The organism is Clostridium hydrogenum (genome assembly GCF_021432385.1).
Classification (GTDB): Bacteria; Bacillota; Clostridia; order Clostridiales; family Clostridiaceae; genus Clostridium_S; species Clostridium_S hydrogenum.
This window is the reverse complement of record NZ_JAEACT010000005.1, coordinates 101,013-125,742: the sequence shown is the minus strand read 5'-3', so window position 1 is coordinate 125,742 and position 24,730 is coordinate 101,013. Positions and strand designations below refer to the sequence as shown.

General features: G+C 32.3%; 18 protein-coding genes. 5 read left to right on the top strand and 13 right to left on the bottom strand.

What is annotated here, in order from left to right; all coding sequences use genetic code 11:
- Nucleotides 1-89 precede the first annotated feature (89 nt).
- From CUEA01_RS24125 to CUEA01_RS24085, 8 genes are all read right to left on the bottom strand, one after another.
- The gene (locus tag CUEA01_RS24125) at nt 90-998 is read right to left on the bottom strand and encodes a polysaccharide deacetylase family protein (RefSeq protein WP_234124965.1); all 909 of its coding nucleotides are present in this window, start codon (nt 996-998) and stop codon (nt 90-92) included.
- A gap of 536 nt (nt 999-1,534) precedes the next feature.
- On the bottom strand, nt 1,535-2,425 hold the full coding sequence (locus tag CUEA01_RS24120; protein ID WP_234124963.1) for an MBL fold metallo-hydrolase: 891 nt from the start codon (nt 2,423-2,425) through the stop codon (nt 1,535-1,537).
- Nucleotides 2,426-2,485: 60 nt separating this feature from the next.
- Entirely contained in the window at nt 2,486-3,319 is an 834-nt protein-coding gene (locus CUEA01_RS24115; protein WP_234124961.1) for an alpha/beta hydrolase, read from the bottom strand.
- A 213-nt stretch (nt 3,320-3,532) separates the two neighbouring features.
- Complete coding sequence (locus CUEA01_RS24110; protein WP_234124960.1) at nt 3,533-4,477, bottom strand: flavodoxin family protein; 945 nt, start codon at nt 4,475-4,477, stop codon at nt 3,533-3,535.
- Nucleotides 4,470-4,988: a DUF1097 domain-containing protein gene (locus CUEA01_RS24105; protein ID WP_234124959.1), complete on the bottom strand. Its 519-nt coding sequence runs from the start codon at nt 4,986-4,988 to the stop codon at nt 4,470-4,472. Before CUEA01_RS24105 ends, CUEA01_RS24110 begins: the two co-directional genes overlap by 8 nt.
- 3 nt (nt 4,989-4,991) lie before the next feature.
- The gene (locus CUEA01_RS24100; RefSeq protein WP_234124958.1) at nt 4,992-5,777 is read right to left on the bottom strand and encodes a DAPG hydrolase family protein; all 786 of its coding nucleotides are present in this window, start codon (nt 5,775-5,777) and stop codon (nt 4,992-4,994) included.
- Nucleotides 5,778-5,792: 15 nt separating this feature from the next.
- On the bottom strand, nt 5,793-8,573 hold the full coding sequence (locus CUEA01_RS25255) for an FAD-binding protein (protein ID WP_329604042.1): 2,781 nt from the start codon (nt 8,571-8,573) through the stop codon (nt 5,793-5,795).
- The gene (locus CUEA01_RS24085) at nt 8,563-10,695 is read right to left on the bottom strand and encodes an FAD-dependent oxidoreductase (RefSeq protein ID WP_234124957.1); all 2,133 of its coding nucleotides are present in this window, start codon (nt 10,693-10,695) and stop codon (nt 8,563-8,565) included. Before CUEA01_RS24085 ends, CUEA01_RS25255 begins: the two co-directional genes overlap by 11 nt.
- Nucleotides 10,696-10,909: 214 nt before the next feature.
- Here CUEA01_RS24085 and CUEA01_RS24080 point away from each other — a divergent pair, with 214 nt between their 5' ends.
- Complete coding sequence (locus CUEA01_RS24080) at nt 10,910-12,169, top strand: PucR family transcriptional regulator (protein ID WP_234124955.1); 1,260 nt, start codon at nt 10,910-10,912, stop codon at nt 12,167-12,169.
- A gap of 124 nt (nt 12,170-12,293) precedes the next feature.
- Here CUEA01_RS24080 and CUEA01_RS24075 read toward each other — a convergent pair whose 3' ends face one another.
- The gene (locus CUEA01_RS24075; RefSeq protein ID WP_234124953.1) at nt 12,294-15,218 is read right to left on the bottom strand and encodes a helicase C-terminal domain-containing protein; all 2,925 of its coding nucleotides are present in this window, start codon (nt 15,216-15,218) and stop codon (nt 12,294-12,296) included.
- Nucleotides 15,191-16,075 (bottom strand): LysR family transcriptional regulator, encoded by an 885-nt coding sequence (locus tag CUEA01_RS24070; protein ID WP_234124951.1) that lies wholly within the window; start codon nt 16,073-16,075, stop codon nt 15,191-15,193. Before CUEA01_RS24070 ends, CUEA01_RS24075 begins: the two co-directional genes overlap by 28 nt.
- Nucleotides 16,076-16,201: 126 nt before the next feature.
- Here CUEA01_RS24070 and CUEA01_RS24065 point away from each other — a divergent pair, with 126 nt between their 5' ends.
- The 4 genes from CUEA01_RS24065 to CUEA01_RS24050 all read left to right on the top strand — a co-directional run bounded on the left by CUEA01_RS24065 (nt 16,202) and on the right by CUEA01_RS24050 (nt 20,925).
- The gene (locus tag CUEA01_RS24065; RefSeq protein ID WP_234124949.1) at nt 16,202-17,197 is read left to right on the top strand and encodes a YeiH family protein; all 996 of its coding nucleotides are present in this window, start codon (nt 16,202-16,204) and stop codon (nt 17,195-17,197) included.
- Between the two features lie 342 nt (nt 17,198-17,539).
- Complete coding sequence (locus CUEA01_RS24060; RefSeq protein WP_234124947.1) at nt 17,540-18,121, top strand: Uma2 family endonuclease; 582 nt, start codon at nt 17,540-17,542, stop codon at nt 18,119-18,121.
- A gap of 99 nt (nt 18,122-18,220) precedes the next feature.
- Nucleotides 18,221-19,039 (top strand): YihY/virulence factor BrkB family protein, encoded by an 819-nt coding sequence (locus CUEA01_RS24055; protein WP_234124945.1) that lies wholly within the window; start codon nt 18,221-18,223, stop codon nt 19,037-19,039.
- Between the two features lie 179 nt (nt 19,040-19,218).
- Nucleotides 19,219-20,925 carry a methyl-accepting chemotaxis protein gene (locus CUEA01_RS24050; RefSeq protein WP_234124943.1) on the top strand — a complete coding sequence of 569 codons (1,707 nt, stop codon included), beginning with the start codon at nt 19,219-19,221 and terminating at the stop codon, nt 20,923-20,925.
- Between the two features lie 98 nt (nt 20,926-21,023).
- Here the strand turns inward: CUEA01_RS24050 and CUEA01_RS24045 are convergent, their stop codons facing one another.
- The 3 genes from CUEA01_RS24045 to xylB are packed head-to-tail and all read right to left on the bottom strand — an operon-like array spanning nt 21,024 to nt 24,692.
- Nucleotides 21,024-22,505: an L-fucose/L-arabinose isomerase family protein gene (locus CUEA01_RS24045; protein ID WP_234124941.1), complete on the bottom strand. Its 1,482-nt coding sequence runs from the start codon at nt 22,503-22,505 to the stop codon at nt 21,024-21,026.
- Nucleotides 22,506-22,529: 24 nt separating this feature from the next.
- Nucleotides 22,530-23,153: a DUF4867 family protein gene (locus CUEA01_RS24040; RefSeq protein ID WP_234124939.1), complete on the bottom strand. Its 624-nt coding sequence runs from the start codon at nt 23,151-23,153 to the stop codon at nt 22,530-22,532.
- A gap of 36 nt (nt 23,154-23,189) precedes the next feature.
- A complete protein-coding gene (xylB, locus tag CUEA01_RS24035) occupies nt 23,190-24,692 on the bottom strand; it encodes a xylulokinase (RefSeq protein WP_234124937.1) in 1,503 nt (500 codons plus the stop codon).
- Between the last annotated feature and the right edge of the window lie 38 nt (nt 24,693-24,730).

Sequence of the window (24,730 nt, the reverse complement as noted above, 5' to 3'; positions counted from 1 at the left end):
TAGTTGAGCTGGTATATCTATAAAATGACTATGTTTTAAACAAGTGTCAAAATCAACACTTATTTAAAACATAGCCAATAAAATATATCTTATTTTAGTGTTTTAAATTCATATCCCTGAGCTTTTAAGTATTGTATTACTAAAGGTAATGCTTTTGCTGTTTGTTCTTTTCCATAAGTATCATGCATTAAAATAACTACCTTTTGTTGGTTGCCTACAGTTCTCTTTATATTATTGAATATTTCAAGATAATTTTTAGGTCTACCCTCAGCGTCAAAGCCATAAGCTGTCCAATCTATGCTTGCAAAATTATCATCTTTAATAGCTTTGTCAAATTTACCTAAATTTGGATCATTATAATGTTGTCTAGACATATATCCACCAGGAACTCTTAAAGGTCTAGCAAAAAAATCTTGTCCAAAAATGCCTTTTAAAATGCTCTCAGTCTTGTCCACTTCACCCATAAAAGTCTGTACGTTAATTGCATTGTTAGGGAATAATATTCTCATATCATGACTGTAGGAATGATTTCCAATAGCATTTCCTTCATCATAAATTCTACGAACTACGTTTATACTTTGATTATTCTCCTCTATGCATTTTCCAATCAAAAAAAATGTAGCATGTACATTATATTGCTTTAATGTATCTAGTATTTTAGGGGTTACAGTAGTTGATGGCCCATCATCAAAAGTTAAATATGCAGTTTTCTTACCATCTTTAACGAAGGCATCCTCTACTTTTACGCCATCATCTGTTTTTTGATTTCGCATTACAACAGCATTCTTTACTATTGGATTATTTTTCTTTGGTTTAGGTGTATGCTTTTTTATACTATTTGCTGCACTTACAGGTCTGTTAAGTTTTTTACTAAAATATGTATCTTTAATTGATATTAATGCACTTATCAGCAATAAAACCAATAATATCCTAATACTTACACGGATTATAGTTCTTTTCGTTTTATTTTTATTCCTTTTTACCTCAACACTTGTCATTATTAATATCACCTCTTAAGCAATTTTACAACCACTTATAATCTATCACTAATAACGACAATATAGGTTACGAATTTTCGTCCTTTTAATTACAAATTGGTTACACTTTTTATCTTAAAATGTAATTTTTTTGTATATAGATAAAAAAGGAGCTGTCGCACAAAAATTTAATATACAAATCTTAAATATTGCGAACCATTATTCAGAGTACAGTTGACAGAGTACAGAGTACAGTGAAGGATGCTTTTCTTCCTCTTTGCTACAGAAAATCTTAAAACTTAGTTTTTGATTGCTTACGCAATCGTGGAATTAATGTTGTTCAGCAGAGCTGAACAGCATATAAGTTTAAGATTTATCTGACGTAAGGAAAGGTAAATCATCCTTAACTGTACTCTGTCATCTGTACTCTGTACTCTGAATAAAGGTTCACAATAATTACATATTAAATACTGTTAGTTCGGCAGTCCTTGATTCTTAAATATTGAAAAACAAAATACGTATCTTTAGCCGTAACTATTAATTTTTTAGGCTATGTTTTATTTAGTATACTTAAGAAATCCATTTTCCATAATCAGCTTAAGCTTCTCTATATCATATAAATATTCTACATAAGACTTTAACATTCTTTCAATAACATAATACTTATGCATATCCTTTACCTTAATTGCAAAACTTTTAATAACCGCCTTCATAATATCTTCCATTGTCATTGGTTCATCTATTAGCTCATATATCCTCATTGCTTTACTTTCATAAAAATCCATATTATCATCTATTAACTTTGTAATATCATTATACATTCCTTTATGTGCTACCACATACTTACTGCATTTCAAATCATAAAGCTTAGCCTTACTTTTCATATCTTCACTTAGTATGTATGCATAAGGCATTTTAGATCCTCTCATTACTTCATAACTTATAAGTGTATCCCCTAAGTATGCAACATCATCAGGCGTAATGCTGCATATATGATCTGGACTGTGACCTGGTGTATGAAGAATTCTAAAATTAACACCACATAATGATACCTCATGTTGATTTTCAGCTATACTGATATCTGTTTTACAAATCATATGACTGCAATTTTCCTTTAAACTCCTTAAGGTTTGACTTTCATAATAAAGCTTAAGCTTAATTTCAGAACTGCAAATAATAGCTTCACAGTCAGACATTGCAATTATTGATTTATATTTATTTTTTAAATATGCATTATTTCCAATATGGTCTATATGAGCATGACTATTTAAAATACCTCTAACTCTAAAATTATTATCTTCCAAAACCCTCTCGATACCATCACGCTCACCTTTTTTCAAGCCTGTATCCAACATAACAATTTCTTCTTGATTAATTTTATAAAAAGGAATGTAGGTCATTCCAGTATCAATGCAATAAGTATTTCCTTTAACTTTTAATATATCCAATTGAATTTCCCCTTCCGTATAAGCATAATTATACTATTTTAAAGGGGAATATTCTATTAATTAAACTCCTACATTACCACTATTAATGCCAGCACCGTTCTTCTCTAAGGGCAGCCAATTTATCACCCTATTAATATACCTATTCCAAAAATCCCATTCATGGGCTCCAGGTCCTACTTCAAAGGTAACTTCAATGCCAAGTTGCTCTAAATAATTCTTAAAATCCTCATTTTCTTTAATTAAAAAATCACTTTCTCCGCATGCCATATAAATTTTAGGAATATCTACTTTTTCCCCTACTAGCTTCTTTGCTAACCATTTTGGATTCATATCGCTTTCTTTAACCTTTGTAAGATCACCAAAACAGCCTTCTGCATAAGAACGACTTTCTAAAAGAAATGGAGCATCATTTGTTCTGTTTTCAATATCGTCAATAATTAATGCTGAGGATAAGCCTGCAATACAGCCAAAAGTATCATGATATTTTAAACCATTTCTGATTGCCCCATATCCACCCATTGAAAGCCCCGCTATATAAGTATCTTCTCTTTTATTTGATAATGGAAACATTTTCCTTGTCATTTCAACTAGTTCTTTTCCTATAAATTCGCCATAGCAATTACCAGTTTTGGGATTGTCTACATAAAACATGTTGTCCCCAGAAGGCATTACAACTGCAAGATCATTTTCCTCTGCCCACCTTTGAATATTTGTACCAGATACCCAATCTGTATAATTACCAAACACACCATGCAACAAATATAATGTCTTGTATGGCTTGTCCTCTCTTACGGGCATACCTGGAAACGTCAATTTATCTACTGGTAATATTACATTTATAGGAACAGTCCTCATTAAAGTTTTAGATATAAAATTAACTTGAATTAACGCCATTTTTTATTCCTCCAATACATTTTTTTGAAATCGTTTACCAAAAGCATAGTATACTATTTATTATACTTATTTTTACTCCTAATGCAATAATGACCTATGATATTATCATGACAAACACATGGATATTTATGCTGCCTCATCTAAAACAATTATTTGAGAATTTTTAAACAAGTGGCTGTCTCACCTTTTAATGCGACAGCCACTTCTTACATATTAAATTGATTTAAACTGTATTTTTTTATATTTTTCTATTTTTTCATTTACAACTGCTCTCTTTTCTGGATCTTTAAAAAATCCACCTTGTGTTTCCATGATCTCTTCCAAATGTTTCGCTCTACCAGCTACAGTTGTCCTATCCTTTAGTAACCCATCCTTTTGAATTACAAATTTCCATTTTCCGTCTTCTGTCTTTTCTAAATTTCCACCAGCACCGCACACCTGACATTCAACTGGATAATAGGTTCCGTCCCACTGCTTTTCTCCAAGAACTAGGGCATTTGAATGGCAATTTGGACACCATCCCATATCCTCATCACCAAGCCAGCTTCTTTCTTCTTCTGGCGTATTTACGGCTTTCATAATATTATCTCCAATTTTAGCTGCACGTGCAATAAGTTTATCATCAAGCAGACATTGTGCAGGTGCTGGAACCCTCGTTGCAAGAAGCATATCAACAACTTTGAAATCACAGGTAAACATAGTTGCTTGCATGCTTTCAAGTGCCATAGATTGCCATGAGCGTGTAGAACCTCCAACTGCAATTAACGCACTAACTCTAGCTTTATGTTCAATCGCTCCAATTGTCTCCAAAAATGATGTTTCATAGCTTAAGTTTCTCATCATAAATCTTAAATAAGCAGAACATGTTATAAGATCATAAGTTGGAGAAGCAAATATAACCGCATCCGCATCTAACATTACTTCGTTAATCTTTTTCTTATCATCTTTTTTATCCAAAATACAACCAATGTATTTACCTTCGGACATAGCCTTAGTACATGATGTACAGCCTGTACAATCCATAATATTATAATCTTTAAGATTTATCATAGTTATATCTGCACCTTGATTTTGACAGCTTAATAATGCTTCCTTTAATAAGATTTCACTGTTGCTATTTTTACGCCCTGCTGTAATACCTAATATTTTTTTACTCATTTTTATTTTTCCCTCCAAAACACTTTTCTATTGCAACTTGAATTTTATTAACTCCAACGCCAACATACCACACTCCAACAAGCATAGCTGCACCTATCTGAACTGGCAATGTTCCTAGCTTTCCATATCCTACTGGTGCAAGTATTGTAAGACCAATTGCCCATCCACAAAGCAGTGATGGACAAAAGACCCACTTCGATAATAACGACGATATAATTACTCCAAGACCACCTAAAACAAAAAGTGTTATAAATAAATTTATGTCTTTATTGAAAGACAAATAGTGCATAATAAACAGTGCAAATACTGCCCAAAAATCTCCCATTAAAAATCCCAAGGAAATTTTAACACCATCTGAAACTTTATTTCCATTTGTCACATATAGGCCGGCACAAATGAGTGCAACTGCACCAGTTGTAACACCTACATGTGACGCAAGCACTGCCCAAATTGGTGGAAATAAAGCAATACAAAAAGCTAATATAAACACCTCTTGTTTTATTTTTTTCATATTCTACCAGTTGTCCTTTTCTTCTGCATATAACTTTGGAAGAATTGCTGCAAGATTGGCAAATTCTTTAATGTTATGTCCAAATAGCATCTTAGGCATTATATCAGGTATTGCTACTCCATCAGGAATTAGCTTTACAACCTTACCTTCCACAAGTCCATAACCCATCCAAAATCTTGATTCAAACATAATACCACCGTCTACTTCTCTGCATTTATGCGTCATTAAAGCTGGAGCCTTTCCCTCTCCTACTGCGCAAACCATAGCAGCACAACCTTTTGTGCCAATTTTATCCATATTATAGCCTAAATCGCTAGGTTTTTTAAAGCAAAGTGTAAGCGGGTCTGGTCCCATACCTATGTCCTCTAAAATGCTATGATTTACTCCCCAAGTTTTCTCACTACAAGGTACTTTAGGATCTTTTACATATTCAGGTTTATCTGCTCTAGCATAATAATGATCATCTTTGTCCCAAATTTTATAACGCAAATCACTTCCTATTGAATGCCAACCAAACCACCAAGCAATCATTTCTGGCGTAACGTCTTTCATATAAGTTGAATTAGCTACATACCCTGTACCATTTGATGCTACACAATATCCAAACTGAAAGCCAGGGACTTCTTCTTCTAAGAACAAGTTACGATTTTCTATAGCTAAAGCTCCTTTATTATCCGCTGCTGGTCTATTCCATATATCTAATTTCTCCTGTGGAATCTCAGCAAGTGGCATATAATAATATTTTGCATAAGATAATTTTTTCTCTTCCTCTGTAATTACACTTGACATTTATATTTCCCCCTTCTATACCTCTTCAACATACTGTGCGGCACTTTCTCCAGCCATGCGTCCAGAATTAATTGCAAATCCCATGCTGTTGCCAGGAAGCGTAAAGTTATAGCTATCTCCATAAATAGTATTAGCATCTGTACCAGCACTATAAAGCCCTTCAATTGGATTAAAGCTTTCATCCAATACTTCACAGTATTTATTTATGCGAACACCACCTATTGTTCCATAAGCTCCAAGATAGAATTTTCCAACTAAATATTTCCCTTTTCCAGTAATAGGATGAAGATACGCTTGTTTCTTATGAAATTTAGTATCCACTCCTGTTTCGCAGGCTTCATTGTATTCATCAATAGTATCTTGTAATTTTTCAGCATCAATATTAAGTTTTTTAGCAAGCTCTTCTACTGTTTCTGCTTCAAAATATGCTTCATAACCTTGTTCTACTGCCTTAGCAGCCTGTTCATCAAATGCAAGGAATGCATCTGCTGGATGAACAATATCAAAAATATCTGGTCCATTCTTTTTATAATGTTTTAAAACACCTTCATCCATAATACAGTAAGCATAATTTCCCGGCTGCATTGCAAGTGCATTTCCTGTAAAGGTAGTATTACCCATGTCACCTTCGTTCATAAACCTGTCGCCAAGCTGGTTTATTAAAAGATTTGGCTGACGTAACACTGCATCTAATAAGAACCAGCTTAAATTATCAGGAAGCTGATAAATTGCCTCAATATTCGCTCCATATTTCATAGCTCCCATATCCCACATCATTTTTAAGCCATCACCTGTAATTCCAGGAATCATAAATGGAAAGTAATCTTCTCCAATTGTTAATCCAAATTCAGATTTTATCATGTCTTTATTATTTCCAAAGCCGCCAGTTGCCACAATAACAGCCTTTGCCCTAGCTTCAATAATATTTCCTTCGCTATCCTCTGCTGTAACACCACATACTTTTCCGTCTTCTTTTATTAAAGATACTACTGGCGTTCCTAGTAAAATTTCTGTTCCAAGCTCTTTTGCCCGTTCTGTCATAACTTTTACCATTCCACTAGCAGCACGAGGCCCAATAACTCCATTTTCAGGTTTAACTATGTGCCAAGTTGCCTCTGATTCTTTAAAATAACGAAATGCTCCTGCAAATTCTACCCCCATATCTTGTAACCATTCGATAGTCTCTGCACTCTTATTAAAGTATGTTTGAACTAAATCTTCATCTACACGATAATGAGTATACTTCATATGCATATCAAGAGCTTCTTCCACAGTTATGTTGTTAAAATTATCCTTTTGGATTTTACTATCTATTCCAAGTGGTCCCATACCCATATTAGCTGCTCCACCTGTTGCACTGGATTTTTCAAAAAGAATAGATTTTAAGTTATTTTCCCCAGCTGTAATAGCTGCTGCTAGTCCTGCTGGACCTCCTGCTACAATTATGACATCTGTCTCCATCTTTTTCATAATAGTTCCCTCCTTTGGCTTTCTAACCTCTGATATTACTTTAGATGTTTCATCACTATTTTTTATAAGTGGCATAACAAGCTTAGTTCTATGTCTTTTTTTATTGCTCTCCTTTTTTTCCTCAGTATGTTCCGCCTCTATATTTTTGCTTCCTTTTACTCTTGTTAATTTTGTAGAGAGTTTAGGAGTTTTCCCACTTACTTTAACAATTGCGTTATTTGGACATTCATCTATGCATTTACCGCATTTAGTACAATCAAATTCATCAATTATTGAAATATAACCCTTTTTTCCTTCAATACAATTCTCTGGACATACCTCCAAGCATTTGCCGCAGCCTGTACATTTTGCGGGATCTACGTATATATTAGTAAAAGCTAAACACTTACCAGCAAGGCATCCTCTCTTCTTTGTATGCTGCTCTACTTCTGATTTAAATTCTGTTATGGCACTTGCTGCAGGTTCTCCTGAACTTTTTCCTAATGAGCAATTACATGAAAATTTCATTGCACTGGTTAACTCTTCTACTATAGCAAGATCATCTTTCTTTGATCTACCTTTTGTCATATCATCAAATATAACATCAAGCTGATATAATCCTTCACGGCAAAATGTACATTTTCCACAGCTCTTTTCTCTAAGATCTTCTATTTCTTTTTTTGTTTTTTCTACTATGCAGTCATTTTCATAAATTATATGAATAACACCGCTTCCATAGGAGTTCTCCTTTGTAATATCATCATTTAATACATCTAATCCATGAAAATGATGGTCAATCATAATCGATTTAACCTTAGCTGTGTCTACCAAATCCGAAAGCTTTGTACCAAATTTAACTTCCTTAGGTACATCTTCATTGACTGATATGATAATTTCTGGTGATATTCCTGTAATTTTATCGGCAACTCCTGCTAAAGTTTCTAAATTAAAAATAGCATGCTCTTTATGTGACCTTACATCAACTATTTCACTTGCTTCTACTTTAAGTTTTACCCCTGCTGTTTTTGCACTTGCTAATAACTCAGCTTCATTTTCTATATTACGAAGTACTAATAGGGCTTCTTCTGCTCCCGCCGCCTTTACTAATACTGAAAGACCTGCTACAAGCCCAGCTGGATTTGTTTTTGCCAAAATGCTAAGCATTCCATCTGTATCAGAATTATTTAGTGCCCCAACTATAATTTTACAATTAGGTTTTTCTTTTATCATATCCAAAACTTTCATAGGATTTGTGCCATAATCATACATTTCCTGTAAGCATGATAGTGCAGCTTCTTTTTCAATCTTTTCTGCCAATATAAGTGCCTTAGTATTATTAGTCAGCATTTTTATTCGCCTCCACTTCATTACTTATAGAATAATCGCTCCAAACTCGATGCTTTGTAATATCGAATCTAAGGTCGCACTGCAAACATCTTCCTGCCTCACTGCAAATATCATCATTACAAAGCCCTTTATTTACATTATTAAAGTTATCCTTTCTCTCGCCTGCCTGTACAATGTCCTCTTTTGCACGCTTTAAATATCCAAAGCCTTCTATTTTTCCAATGTTTAAAGGCTTTTTAGGTGCAGGTGCTAATATCTCTGAAATGTCCCCATCTCCACCAAGATAACGGTCAATTTCACTGGCAGCATCTCTTCCTGCTGCAACTGCTCCAACTACAGTTTTAGTTCCATACACTGCATCTCCACAGGCAAAAATCCCCTCTACATTTGTCTTAGCACTTTTACCAATTTCAACTGCAATAGAATTTCCACGACCAAGCTTTAGACCTGCTTCTTCACTTATTGCAGTTCTTTGTCCAACTGCAAATATAACAGTATCCGCATTAATAATGTGCTCTGAATCTGGTTCCTTTTCAATAATAGCTCTTCTATTTTCATCAAAGGAAAAGTTCTTAACATTACAAAAAGCAACACCGGTAACTTTATCATCACCAACAATTCTCTCAAAAGTTTGTCCAGGATGTACAAAAATATCTTCTTCCCCAGCCTCTTTAATTTCTTCATCATCAGCCAGCATAACTTCACGTTTTTCTAGACATGCTAAATGAACTTCCTCTGCTCCAAGCCTTTTAGCAGTTCTTGCACAATCAAAAGCAACATTTCCACCGCCAAGAACAATAACGTGCTTCCCAATTCCAGTATCTTCACCCATTGAAGCCTTTCTCAAAAATTCTGTATTAACTATAACTCCATCAAGTGCATTTCCTTCCATAGGAAGACGTACTCCATTGTGAGTTCCTATAGACATAAGGACTACATCAAATTCCTTTAACAAATCTTTAGGCTTCTCTACTCTAGTATTTACTTCAACCTTAACTCCAACTTCTTTAACGTAATCAGCTTCTTTACCCACAATTTCACGAGGCAAACGATAGGCTGGAATTCCATATTGCATTTGCCCACCAAGCTTTGGGTATGCTTCTTTTAAAACAACTTCATGTCCCTGCTTAGCCAAATAAAATGCTGATGTAAGTCCAGCTGGACCTCCTCCAACTACACAAACCTTTTTTCCTGTTGGTGGAAGCTTCTTACTGTTTTTCTTCCATAACTTATTATTGTCATGCTCTGCAGCGTATCTTTTAATATCACGAATGGATACAGCCTCATTGACCTCACCACGCCTGCATTTTCCTTCACATGGATGGGCACATACACGTCCTAAGCATTCGGGAAAAGGAAGTCTTTCGTGTATTACTGCTGTTGCTTCGGCAAATTTACCTTCCTTTGCAAAACGCAAATATCTAGGTATATTGGTATGTACAGGACAAGTAGCCTCACATGGAATTAAAGTATCATGTTTCTCTGTAGGAGAATAATTTAACATGTCACGAATAGTTCCTGTTGGGCAAACTTCTGCACATGCTCCGCAAAAACGGCAATCTGAATCTTTTAATAGTTTATCCTGTAGCGTTCCTACATAGGTTTCCATTTCATTTTTATTGTACTTAAGAACTTTTACGCCTCTCAAATCATTACAAGCACGCACACATCTTCCACACAGTACGCAGCGATTCATATCGTGAATTAAAAGAGGATTTTCTTCATTGCTTTTAAATCCTTTTACTCTTGTCCTCATTCTTGCTGCAGATACTTCCATATACTGTATCAATGTCTGAAATTCACATCTTCCATATTTAGGGCAAGTTGAACAATCTTCTGGATGGGCTGCAAGTAATAATTCCATTGCAAGCTTCCTTAAATGATTAACTTTTTCACTTTTTGTACAGATATTTAAGCCATCCTCTGCTTTAAGTGTGCAGGATGTAAAAACTCCTTCCTTTCCTTCCACTTCGACTATACATAATCGACATGAACCAAGTTCGGGCAAATCAGGATGATGACATAAATGTGGAATATAAATTCCATTCTGAAGAGCAGCTTCCAAAACGTTTACACCTTCGTGAACTTTAAGTTTTTTCCCATCTATTGTAATGCTAACCACTTGTCTACCACTTCCTTATTTAATTATAAAATTATAAAGTATTGTTATTCCTTTAACAATTATTATATATATCTTTTCTTCTCAATACTTCCTTCAAATATTGAAAAATTCAATAAAAAAATCATTTTATTTAAGACATTTGTCTGAATACGAATTGAGAAAATTCTAAATAAAGCTTACAATAGATACAAGAGTTATATGAAAGGAGCAAAATATGAAAATAGCTGATTATGATAAAAAACTTACTGAAATAAAAGACATTCTTTACAACTCACTTTTAAGCAATGATGGCATAAAGGAACTCTTAAAATTAGCTCATAGTTACTTAAACAATTCTATTACTGTTTGTACTTCTAGCTATTCTGTACTAGAAAACTACCCCAAAAATGAGTGCATAGAATTGCTGGATAATAAAAATGGGACTCTCTATTTACCATTAAATAATCTAAAAACCATGCAGGAAGAAAAACTTATGGATAAAATCTTTCAAGCAAAAAATGCATTTTTCTTTGAATCTAAATACCTCAATTACCACATGATTTTTTGTCCCATACACATTAGTAAATCAGTAATTGGCTATATTTGTATGCGTGATACAACTAGAAGCTTTTTAGATTTAGATCTTAAAATTGTAGATATTTTATCAGGAATTTTATCTTTAGAACTGCAAAAGGGTAATTTTTATTATGGAACTTATGAGGCTCAATTTGAATACCTTTTAAGTGATTTAATAGAAAAGCCAATTGACAATCCTGAATATTTTAGGAATAGATTTAATCAGCTGGGACATACTCTTTGCTCTAATTTCTGGTTCTTAATAATTTCAAATACTGATGAAATTGCATTAACTTCTTCTAAAATAAACTATTTAAAAAGTCAGCTTCAGGTTATTTTCCCAACAGATTTAGTAGCTTATTATAATGGGCATTTAACCGTGCTTATCAGTAAAAATTTAAATAAACCTTTTAGTGAATTAGAAGAATATAAGCTTAAAAACTTTCTTCAATTTAACTGCTTTATTAGTTCCTTAAGTTATTGCTGCAGTAATCTTTCAGATCTTCGTGAGTATTATCATCAAGCCTATAAATTAATAAATGCTCCAAATACAAAGAATGAGCTAATTATATATTACGAAAATAAAGTAACAGATTCAATACTATCATATTGCAGTGATAGGCGTTTCTTACTTGCTGCAATTCATCCAGATATTCTTTTTCTTATAGAACATGACAAAAAATCCAAAAGTGAATTGTTTTTGACTTTACGTACATATTTAAATCAAAATCGTAATGCGCTAAAGGCATCAAAAGCACTTCATATTCACAAAAGTACCTTTTTTTATCGACTAAATAAAATCATAGAATTGCTTAATATATCGCTAGACAATTATGAACGATTATATAATTATGAACTTTCTTTTCATATTATTGATTATTTAAATAATGATAAACAACCTGAAATATTGAAATTATAAATACCAAATGTATCCTTATGCTAATATTTTCAATTCACAATGCACAATGATTGAAAAATATTGCTGTTAGGATAAACTTGGAATTTAAAATTTTTAATTTCCAAGTTGTATATCTATATATACTTCATCTTATATCTTTAAAATATTCGTATATACTTGCTCTGCTTCTGCCTAAACTTATTTTTTCTTTATTAATACAAATTTCTAATTTACTCTCTAACTGAATATTCACATCATATTCTAAGTGCCTTTTATAATATTCCAATGACATAAATTTATTTATATGCTTCTCTATATCCTTAGGCGATTTAACTTCACCAAGCTTCTTTTTTTGTAAAATATACTTTTTTAAAGGCTCTTTAACTTCCTTCATTATCTTATATAGATTTATTTGCTTCCACCTTATTAATCTTAAATTTAAATCCTTAAAAATTTCATTTCTATTCCGTCTTATAATTGGAACGTCATAAAGCTGTTTTTCAAGCTTCCTTACAGTTGAATTATTACTATCAAATTTGCTCATAATAAACAGTGCTCCATAGTCATATTCTGTTCTTATAATTCTTCCGTAAATCTGTTTTAAGTCTATAGACACAATAGGAAAATTCACATCACCATAAGCATTCCAATAGTTCTTGCCCTTCTCAACCTTTTTATCTATTAAAGATTTATAAAAGGGTTCCTTACTATTTATATTTGGCAATTTATCTAAGACTACTGTTGTCATAGTATCACCTGGTATATCTATCCCCTCAAAAAATCCCTTTGAACCTAAGAGGATGTATCGTTCCTTCCTAGATTTCAATTTTCCTATATCTTTCTTTCCTTCAACAACAGTTATTCCTAAGGTATTAAGTTCCTTTGCCGCTTGATTTTTAAATTCTTCAAGCCTTTTTCTACTTGTAAAAAGTATAATAATACTGCCAGTAGTGTTATTTAAAAGTTCTAAAACAAACTCTTTCATTTCTTTTACAAAAGCATATGTATCGTTTGGATCCATGCCTTCTATAGCATAAATTGCACTTTTCTTTTTATATTGAAATATTGGTCTTATAGGAGTCACTTCTACTATTTCTTTATTTTGGGACTTAGCAATGTTAATTCCCAAGGTATTTTTTATATTGTCATACCCCTTATCCGTACTTAAGGTAGCTGATAAAAATAAACAACTATTAACTCCCTTTAAAACTTTTTCATAAAAAACTCCTGCTATCTCTAAGGGTATACTAGATATCTTCCACCATTTAAAATTTCTATCTACCTCAAAATAAAAGCAATAATTTTCTTCGCTTTGAACAGAAACTTGATCCAAAAGACTAATATATGTATTCATAGCATCTATTTTTTCCCCTAATATTTTAAGGCTTTTATCTTTTTCTAAGTGAGATATGTTTTTCAAAACTGAAACAGCCTTTTCTAAATCTATATTAAGTTTAGATATGTCCTCTTTAAGATATTGCAAGTGTTCCATTATCCTTGCTACTTTAGAATTAAGCTTATTTAAATGCTCTTTAATATTGTATTCTCTACTTATTCCACTAGTTGATATGTAATTTTCAAAAGCAGCTTTAGTACTGCTAATTTCATTTTTGCACGTTTCTATATCACTCTCTATTTCATTTAATGGCAAGTTTTCTTTCTTAGTTCTTTTGGATAAATAATATAGATACCCTTTTTTCTCCTTACTATCATATATATCCTTTAAAAATTTCTCAAACTCATAAGAAATCAAATTACTTTCAAACGTATCATAAGCTTCTTTAGTTAAATTATGTGCTTCATCCACCACAATATTTTGGAGAGGTGCAATACTTTGATAAGGCCACTTTAATAAAAGTGAATGATTTACTACAACTAGCTGAGCTTCTTTTAAAGCTTCAACCTTTAAAGCGTAATAACATCTTTCCTTATATCTGCAGCTATCCACATCGCAAAGCTCCGAATCACAAAAACACTGTTCTAATAATTCATTTAAATTAAATTTTTCTTTTATATCGTCACTTATTTCTTCAATATCCCCAATTTGCTTTTCCGTTAACAACCTTTTTAAATACACATAACCAAGTAGAGTTTTCATATCACTCGGATATTCTATATCTTCAAACCTATCAAAGCATAGATAATTGCCTTTTCCCTTTATTAAGGTATAGTTAACATCTCTTTTTAAATCTAGAGCTTCTAAAATATTTGGAATATCTTTATCCACAAGTTGACCTTGTAACCCCTTAGTGTTTGTGGATAAAATCACTTTTTCTTGTTTAAGATGTGTATAAATAATTGAAGGCAGTAGATATGCCATACTTTTTCCAATGCCAGTTGGTGCTTCCATTATTGTAATTTTCCCTTTTTCAAGTCCTTCTCTTATGACCTTTGCCGCATCTCTCTGCTGAGTTCTTAAAGTATAGCTTCTTCCTCCACGCTTCCAAATAGCTGTATTTTCAAATAGTTTTTCATAATCCTTAAGTGCAAAAACAGGATAAGGTTCCTTTTCTTTATTTTCTAATGCAACTTCCTCTTTGTCATCTACAAAAAATTTAACCTCATTCATGTTTATGTTAGAAATATATTTATACCAATCCCAATGCTCAAGCTCTGTAAAACTCATAGGCATAACATATCCATTTTCTTTATAAAACTCACTTATAACAAAATTAAGAACTTCTCCTATTTCCTCTGCCTTACTTCCTTTAGGTACAAATTTGTTTTTTAGATACTGAAGCTTGAACTCCGGAAGCTCTGGAAAAAGCATAGCCACAAGCTCAACTGAGTCTAAAAACTTATTACTTACTCCAATAAGATTTCTTTGAAAAGATACATCATGACACACTAATGGCAGGCCTTCAGCAAAAATTTGAAAATTTCTCTTAAGCTCATTAACTTCTTGTGATTTATTAAATTTTGTGACCACTTTATCTTTCACCTTAATAGCACTGACTTGCATGGAATCAGTTTCTGCTCTTTTTATATCTAAAAAAACCAAGTTATTTAATATACTATATGGCTTCATAATTTCTCCTTGAATTAAATTGTATAATTGTTTGTCATACATAATTCTATAAATCGTTTTATTGTTCCCGTTAAATACTTATTTTTATGATATATAACTTTAAACTCTCTCTCAAAACTAACACCTTTAACAGGTATCTCATAAAGGATTTTACGAGACAATTCATTTAAGCATGAGCATCTAGAAATAACCGAAACCCCTAATCCTTCTGCAACCGACATTTTAATAGTATCAGTATTATTACATATCCAAGCGGCTTCCCAGTTCAACTTTTTCTCCGTCATCTTATCTTCAAAGGTTTTTCGGGTTCCACTTCCCTTTTCTCTAATAATAAATTTTTCTCTTTCAAGTTCCTTTGGCTCAACACCCTTAAGTTTTGCAAATTTATGATTATGCCCACAAATAAGTATAAGTTCATCCTTCATAAAGGGAATTTGCAAAATATCTGGAGTCGATATTTGACCTTCTACAAGTGCTATATCAATTTTATCATTAAGAATCATCTTTCCAATTTTCTCGGTATTTTCCTCATATACCTTTATATCTGTTTCAGCATTTATATTTTGAAATCGTGCAACAAGTTTAGGTAATACATAAGCTCCTATAGTAACACTTGCTCCAATTCTTATAGAACCCTTTTCGTGTAAAGCTTTCATGGAACTTTCCAATTCTTCATTTAACTTTATCATATGCATAGCATAACCTAGCAATTTTTCCCCTGCACTCGTTAAGTAAAGTTTTCGTGATAATCTTTCAAAAAGTCGCACCCCATAATAATTTTCAAGTTCAGAAATCGCTTGACTGATTGCGGATTGAGATATAAAAAGTGCTTCCGCGGCCTTGCTCATATTCATTTTTTCACATACCGCAACGAATATCTTAAAATGTCTTAAGCTCATAATTATCTCCTTGCTCCAATATATTAGTAAATACTTATTATATTAATTAGATAATAATATTTTACTTATATGTTGTCAAGCTATACAATGTAATCAAATATAGATAAAACATTTGGAGGAAATCTTATGAAAACACTAATTAATAAATTACCCGGAATTATACTCGCTCTAATTATAGCAATACCTGCATGGCTTTTAGGTAATACCTTTCCTATTGTAGGAAGTCCTGTTTTAGGAATTTTATTTGGTATGCTTTTAGCCTTTTGGAAAAGGCCAAATTATCTTAATCATGGTATAACTTTTACTTCAAAAAAATTACTTCAGTACTCTATTATTCTTATGGGCTTTGGAATGAATCTATTTAATGTTTTTAAAGTTGGAAAGCAGACTCTTATCCTAATGGCTTTTACCTTAACCATGTCTTTTGTAACTGCTTATATTGTTGGCAAATTATTAAATATAAATGGCAAAACAGCAACCTTGATTGGAATTGGCTCTTCTATATGCGGTGGCTCTGCTATTGCAGCAACTGCTCCAGTTATTAATGCAAATGAGGAAGAAGTAGCTCATTCTATATCAACTATATTTCTTTTTAATGCTATCGCTGCTTTTGCCTTTCCATTTATAGGTCACTTGTTTGGTATGAGTAATCAATGTTTTGGCCTCTGGGCAGGAACAGCCGTCAATGATACTTCGTCTGTTGTAGCTGCTGGTTATGCTTATAGCAATGCAGCTGGAAATCTTGCAGTTATAGTAAAGCTTACAAGAACTTTAGCCATTGTTCCAATTACTCTAGTTCTGGCTATATATACTTCTAAAAAGGGAGATAAAAATAATGAAGGTAGCTATAATTTAATTAAAATATTTCCTTGGTTCGTACTTGGTTTTATAGCCACTTCAGTAATTAATACCTTTATCCAAATGCCAACACAGCTTACTAACCTTTTAGTAGAGTGTGGAAAATTCATCATTGTAATGGCAATGGTATCTGTAGGATTAAACTCTAACATTGTAAAGCTTATTAAAAATGGTGGAAAACCAATTTTTCTAGGCTTTATATGCTGGATAGTTTTATCACTTACTTCTCTTGGGGTTCAACATTTTGTAATGGGAATTTTCTAAGATGCTGTAGTACAAAATTTTAACATTGTGAACCTTTATTCAGAGTACAGTGAATGATGATTTTTCTCCGCTAACGCTACGAAAAATCTAAAAACTTATTTTTGATTGCTTACGCAATCTCGGCATTAATGTTGTTCAGCGAAGCTGACAACATTTAAGTTTAAGATTTACCTGACGTAAGGAAAGGTAAATCATCCTTAACTGTACTCTGTCATCTGTACTCTGTACTCTGAATAAAGGTTCGCAATAATTTTAAGTTACGTATTAAACACCATCCTCTGTATATGGTATAATATCTGTAAATAAATTAATAAAATTCTAAAGTAGAGAGGAGCTAAAACTATGAATAATACTGCTGAAAACAAATTATATACCTATGCTGATTATTTAACTTTTCCAGAAGATGAATGTGTTGAAATTATAGATGGTCATATATATAAAATGGCTGCTGCCCCATCAAGAAAGCATCAAGAATTAATATCTCAATTACTAATTGAAATAGGAAGCTATATAAAATCAAATAATGGCTCTTGCAAGGTATATCCGGCACCCTTTGATGTAATATTGAGAAATGGTGATGAAGATATAAATAATAGTAAAAATGTAGTTCAGCCCGATATTTCTATCATCTGTGATAAAAATAAGTTAACAGATAAGGGTTGCACTGGTGCTCCTGATATGATTGTTGAAGTGGTATCTCCTTTTAATCCTTCTAATGATTATGTTAGAAAATTAAACTTATATGAAGAGTTTAAGGTTAGAGAGTACTGGATTGTTAACCCTATGGAAGAAACCGTGTTTGTATATAGATTGGATACTTCTACCATGCACTATGCCTCTCCTAAATCCTATACTTTTAAAGATATTATAAAGGTAGGAATATACGAAAACCTTCAAATAAACTTTGCTACTTTAAATTTATAAATACTCATATATTAAAACTAGTTTTGTATTAAATTACCCTGCTATATGATATAATATCTCTAACTAAATCAGTAACGTAGGAGATTAAGGTAGGATATTATGCTAAAGAAATTATTTTACTACTTAAAATGGATAATAATAAAATTTATAAAAGATGACGTAATGGCTTTGTCTTCTCAACTTGCATTTAGCCTTGTATTTTCTTTTTTCCCCTTTTTAATATTTATAATAAGCCTTATAGGATATATGAAACTTCAAAGCAATGACGTACTTACAGTATTAAATATAGTACTACCTTCGGATGTATTAACACTTATAAATGATACTGTTATACATATAGTAAACACAAAAAATAGTAAGATATTATTTCTAAGTTTGATTTTTACCATATGGACTGCTCGTAGTGGCTTTCAAGCTGTTATAAGAGGAATTAATATGGCATATGGCCTAAAAGAAAAAAGGAGCAAATTAAAACTTTATTCCATGTCAATTTTATGTACCTTTGGACTCATGCTTATTATATTATTAACAACTATGCTTTTAATTTTCGGACATATAATTGGCAGCTTTTTAGTATATACGTTTCAGCTCTCCAATTCCTTTAGCCTTGTTTGGGATATCTTAAGATACATATTAATATTTTTATCTATAAGCTTTATATTTGCTACAGTTTATAAATATACTCCTAGTATAAAACTAAAATGGCGAGAAGTAATTGCTGGAACTTTTACAGCTACCTTTGGTCTTATAATTGTATCAATTTGTTTTGCATTTTATGTAAATAATTTTTCAAACTATTCTTTACTTTATGGGAGTATAGGTGCAGTAATCGCCCTTCTTACCTGGCTTTTTATTCTTTCAAATATAATAATAATAGGTGGAGAAGTTAATGCAATAGTATATAAAAAAAATAAATAATGAGAAGTAAATATATCACATGCTATTCAATAAAATTTGTACCTTATGCCATTAAAGCACATCTAAATTTTTTCCATAATTATAATTTTATCTAAAGTTTATACGACATTTTTCGACATTATTAATATAATTTGTTGTTAAGCTAACTTCACTATATATAAACTTTGGAGGAAATTTTGATGAGATTAAAAAACACAAAACTTATAAGTAAACTTATTGGCACCTTTGGAATTATCCTAGTCATAATTATATCGATTTGCGCCTTTACTATAATTAAAGTTAAAACCATTAATTCCTCCTTCACAGAAGTAACACTAGTCGACAACAAAAAAGTCGCTCTAGCTTATTCTATGAAGGACGATATATCTAAAGCTCTTATAAGCTTCACAAACTTTGCCATGGGTAGTGATGCTGTTTCTGACCATAACCTAGTAAATCAATATTTATCACAGTATGCTGCTCATAAAAGTCAATTAAAAAAATTAATTACATCACAGGCTGGTAAAGATGCAATAAAAAATGTTGAGACTGCTGAAAGCTCGACATCCTATGTTATGGCTGATGTTTCCAAAGACCTTTCTGAAAAAAATATGAGTCGTGAGGAAGTAGGACAAATTTTAGGTAATTTAAAAGGATTTGAAACGGATTGGCTTTCAAGTATAGATACCTTAATAGCATTAGAAAATAAAATTACTATTACTAAAGGTGCTGAAGCAAATGCTCTAAGCTCCGAGCTTTCTAATTTATTGGTTATAATATCTTTTATTAGTATAATATTGATTGTTTCTTTTGTATTCCTTATCATTAAGGGTATAAAATTTCAGCTTAAGGGTCTTACGGAGATTTCACATAAAATTGCCAAGGGAGATCTAACCTTCCAATTAAAAGCATTTTCTAAAGATGAAATAGGCGAAGCTATCACATCCTTAAATAATACAATAGGTACTCTAAAAACTACAATGAGTACAGTAAAAAATGAAAGTTTAAATATCACAGAGAGTATAAATAAAACCGAAAAAGGGTTTAATGATGTACACACCCAAATTCAACAAGTTTCTGCTGCTTCTGAAGAAATTTCTGCTGGAATGGAGCAATCCTCGGCTTCTGTTCAAGAAGTATCTTCTATGGCACTTACTGTAAAAGAAGATGTTACAAATTCAGCAAAAAAAGTTAAAGAAGGTCTAGCTGTTGCATTTGGAATTCAAAAGAGGGCTGATGAAATAAACTTAAATTCTTTAAAATCAAAAGAAACTGCTGAAAATATTTATAAAAATTCAAAGATAAAATTAGAAAAGGCTATTGAAGATTCAGCTGTTGTTCAAAAGATATCAGAAATGGCAAATAGTATTTTAGATATTGCTGAACAAACTAACTTATTAGCATTAAACGCAGCAATAGAGGCAGCTAGAGCTGGTGAACATGGAAAAGGATTTGCAGTAGTTGCAGAAGAGGTTCGTACACTTGCAGAACAAGCTTCTGAAGCAGTTGGTGAAATTCAACAAAATGTTAATATGGTTTTAGTTTCTGTAGGCGATTTATCTACTTCCTCAAAAGAAATTTTAGACTTTATTGAAAATGATGTAATGAAAGATTATTCAAACTTAGTAGATACAAGTATGCAGTATAAAACTGATGGAGAAACTGTTAAAAACATTGTTGAAAATATTTCTGAATTCTCAACTAATATTTCTACATCTGTTGACCAAATTTCCAAAAGTATGGAGGAAGTTGCTATCACTGTATCTGAAGTTACAAGGGCCTCAGGCGAAATTGCTGAAAACCTAACTAATATTACTTCACATACTGATTCAATTTCTAAGGAATCCTCCAAAAATGCAGCTGCTGCAGAAAGCTTAATGGATACTATGACTCAATTTAAAACATAAAACTTGAAACAAAGCTGTAGTGGATTAATCAAAGGTTCTTTGATTAATCCACTACAGCTTTGTTTCTCAATGTTTAAATAAGTTAATCAACTAATGTACTATTTAAAAGGATTTTCGCTCTTGTATAGCATTCCCTTTGGCTGATTAAAGCCAACTTCTTTAACGCCTAAATACCTAAATAAATTATAGATTGCCTTTCCATGGTGTCCAAATGCAACTGCACCATGATGTGGGAAGTTCTTTTGAACTAGTACGTGACGATAAAATCTTCCCATCTCAGAAATTGCAAATACTCCAATTGATCCAAAGGAACGTGTTGCAACAGGTAAAACTTCACCTTCTGCTACATAAGCTGTTAACTCTGAAGCTGCATTGCTTTGTAATCTAAAGAAAGTAATATCTCCAGGTACGATATCTCCTTCTAAGGTTCCTCTAGTTATATTTGGCTCTTGATTTGGTTCCAAGGCTCTTGCCATAATCTTTTGATTTTTCATAGTACAACTTGTTAGCTTACAAGCGGCTGTGTTACCACAGTGGAAGCCCATAAATGTATCCTTTAATGTGTAATCAAATTTTCCCTTAATTTCTGATTCATACATATCCTTTGGAACTGTATTATTTATATCAAGTAAAGTTACGACATCTTGACTTATGCAAGTTCCAACGAATTCGCTTAATGCACCATAAATATCAACTTCACAAGATACTGGGATTCCTCTAGCTGTTAAACGGCTATTTACATAGCAAGGAACACATCCAAATTGAGTTTGGAAAGCTGGCCAGCACTTGTTTGCAAATACAACATATTCTCTTGAACCCTTATGTGCTTCTGCCCAGTCTAATAATGTAATTTCATATTGAGCAAGCTTTGGCAAAATACCAGGCATCTTATTGCCTTCTCCTAATTCCTTTTCCATATCAGCTACTACTTCTGGAATTCTTGCATCATTTGCATGCTCGTGGAATGAAGCAAATAAATCAAGTTCTGAATTCTCTTCTATTTCAACGCCTAAATTGTATAACTGCTTTATAGGTGCATTACAAGCTAAGAAATCCTGAGGTCTTGGTCCAAAAGAAATGATTTTTAAATTCTTTAATCCAAGTAATGCTGTAGCAACTGGTACAAAGTCTGAAATCATATCTGCAACTTCTTGTGATGTTCCTACTGGATATTCAGGTATATATGCCTTTATGTTACGAAGTGCTAAATTATAGCTTGCATTTAGCATTCCACAGTATGCATCTCCACGTCCATCAGCTAAATTATCTCCACTTTCTTCAGAAGCAGCTGCAAACATAACTGGTCCATCAAATTCCTTAGCAAGCAGTGTTTCTGGACTTTCTGGTCCAAAGTTTCCTAAATATACAACTAAAGCATTTACACCTGCTTCTTTAACATCTGCTAAAGCTTTTCTCATATCGTTTTCATTTTCTATTGCTATAGTGCATTCATAAATATCTCCATGAGCCTCTTTATAAGCTTCTACTACTGCTTTTCTTCTATTTGATGATAATTCCATTGGAAAACAGTCTCTACTTACTGCCACAATTCCTAATTTTAATTTTGGTGTATTATTCATTTTAAATTCCCCCATATCATATTATTATTTTATTGAAATATTTTTACCTACTAAACCTATGAAAGCTCCTTGCTCACCTAAATCTGTTTCTTTATGACCAATTAGCCATTTATTTTTAGCAAAAAGCAGTGCGTCTTCTCCTACCTTTTCAGGCTTATTTTCTAAAGATAAATTTGTATCCTTTGGTAAAACTACAACACACCTAAATCCATCCTCATTTACATTACAAGGTGCATAATGAAGGGTAGTTGCATAAACTTCAATTATAGTACCTGCTGGAACCTTAAAAGCTTCAATTTTTGATGTATCATATGAATAATCATCTTCAATATCCTGCTGAGCTCCTAAAAGTAGTACAAGATCAGTTACCGCAATGTTTATTTCGGATGAGCGATGATATTCAACTGCATTTAATAAATAGTTATTTCCATTGCAATATCCTATTTGTATTGGCAATCCACCATATTCTCTATCTTGTAGTTCTTTATAAATTTTTAATTCTTCAAGCTCTTTAATCGATGGTTCATATATTACATCACCAGGAAGCGGTGTGCTTTTCATTTTTTCAAGAATTTCTTTACAGTCATAATTTTTAAGTACTCGTCCGTATTTTTTAAACTCTTTGTCATTAACACTTTTAATAACCATAATTTATTCCTCCCTATTATAAAATTATATATTTATTTACATATCTTTAATTTTAGGATAAGCTGAATTGTATTTTTGATATACTTTCTCATATACTTCTTTTAACTCTAAATTTGGTGTTACTTTTGAATTTCCCTTTATAATTTTATTGCAAGCGTCTTCTACTGAGTCATATATGCCAGCTCCAACTCCTGCAAGTATTGCTACCCCAAGTGCTGGTCCTTCTGATGCTTTTACTGTAGTTAATGGATACTGGAAAACATCCGCTAATATTTGTCTCCATATGGTGCTTTCTGCTCCACCACCACTTACTCTTATTTCATCTATATTTACCTTCATACCTTCAATGAGATCAAGGCAATTTTTCAAACTAAAGCTTACCCCTTCTAGTATGCTGCGCACAAAATCATCATGATTATTTATAAGCGATACACCTAAAAAGGCTCCTTTAACGTTTGGATCTATATGTGGTGTTCTCTCTCCCATAAGATATGGTAAATAAACTATTCCATTAGAGCCTGGCTTTGATTTTGATGCCTCTTCAGTTAATAAATCATATATATTAACTCCAGCTTTCTTACTATCTTCCACTTCTTTAGCACAGAAGGTTCTTTTAAACCAATTTAATGATAAACCTGCACCTTGAGTAACCCCCATTACATGCCATTTATTTGGAACTGCATGACATAAAGTATGGACTCTACCCTTTTCATCAAATCTAGGTGTATCTGTAGCCGCAAATACAACTCCTGAAGTACCTATAACCGTTGATATTATTCCTTCACTAACGATTCCATTTCCTATAGCTCCAGCAGCTTGGTCTCCTGCACCTCCAACAACTGGTGTGTTTACTGCCAATTTAGTCAATTCAGCTGCTTCTTCTGTAACATGACCACTTACAACTACTGATTCATAAACATCTGCTAATATACTTTTATCTATTTTTAATTCATTAAGTATTTCTTCACTCCAGTTTCTAGTACTTATATCGAGCATTTGCATTCCACTAGCATCAGAAACTTCTGTTGCAAATACATTAGTCAATTTAAATCTTATATAATCCTTTGGAAGAAGAATTTTATATATTTTTTTGTAATTATCTGGTTCATTATTTCTAACCCACAATAGCTTTGAAAGTGTAAAACCTGTTAATGCAGGATTTCCTGTTATTTTTATTAATCTTTCTTTTCCTATAACTTCTGTCATATAATTGCATTCTTTTTCTGTTCTTTGGTCGCACCAAATTATGGAGTTCCTGATTACCTTACAATCCTTATCTAGTAAAACAAGACCATGCATTTGTCCACTTAATCCAATTCCTTTAATATCAGAAACCTTTACATTGCTTTTTTCAATTACTTCTTTTATTCCAGAAGTAACAGCCTGCCACCAATCTTCTGGGTTTTGCTCTGCCCATCCTGCTTGTGGTTGAAACAAGTCATATCCATATGTTGCAGTTTTTATTGTGTTTCCCTCTTCATCAAACAGGGCTGTCTTGGTTCCTGATGTTCCAATATCCAAGCCTAATAAATATCTCATGATTATCCCCCATTTATATATTTAGATTAAATTTTTTA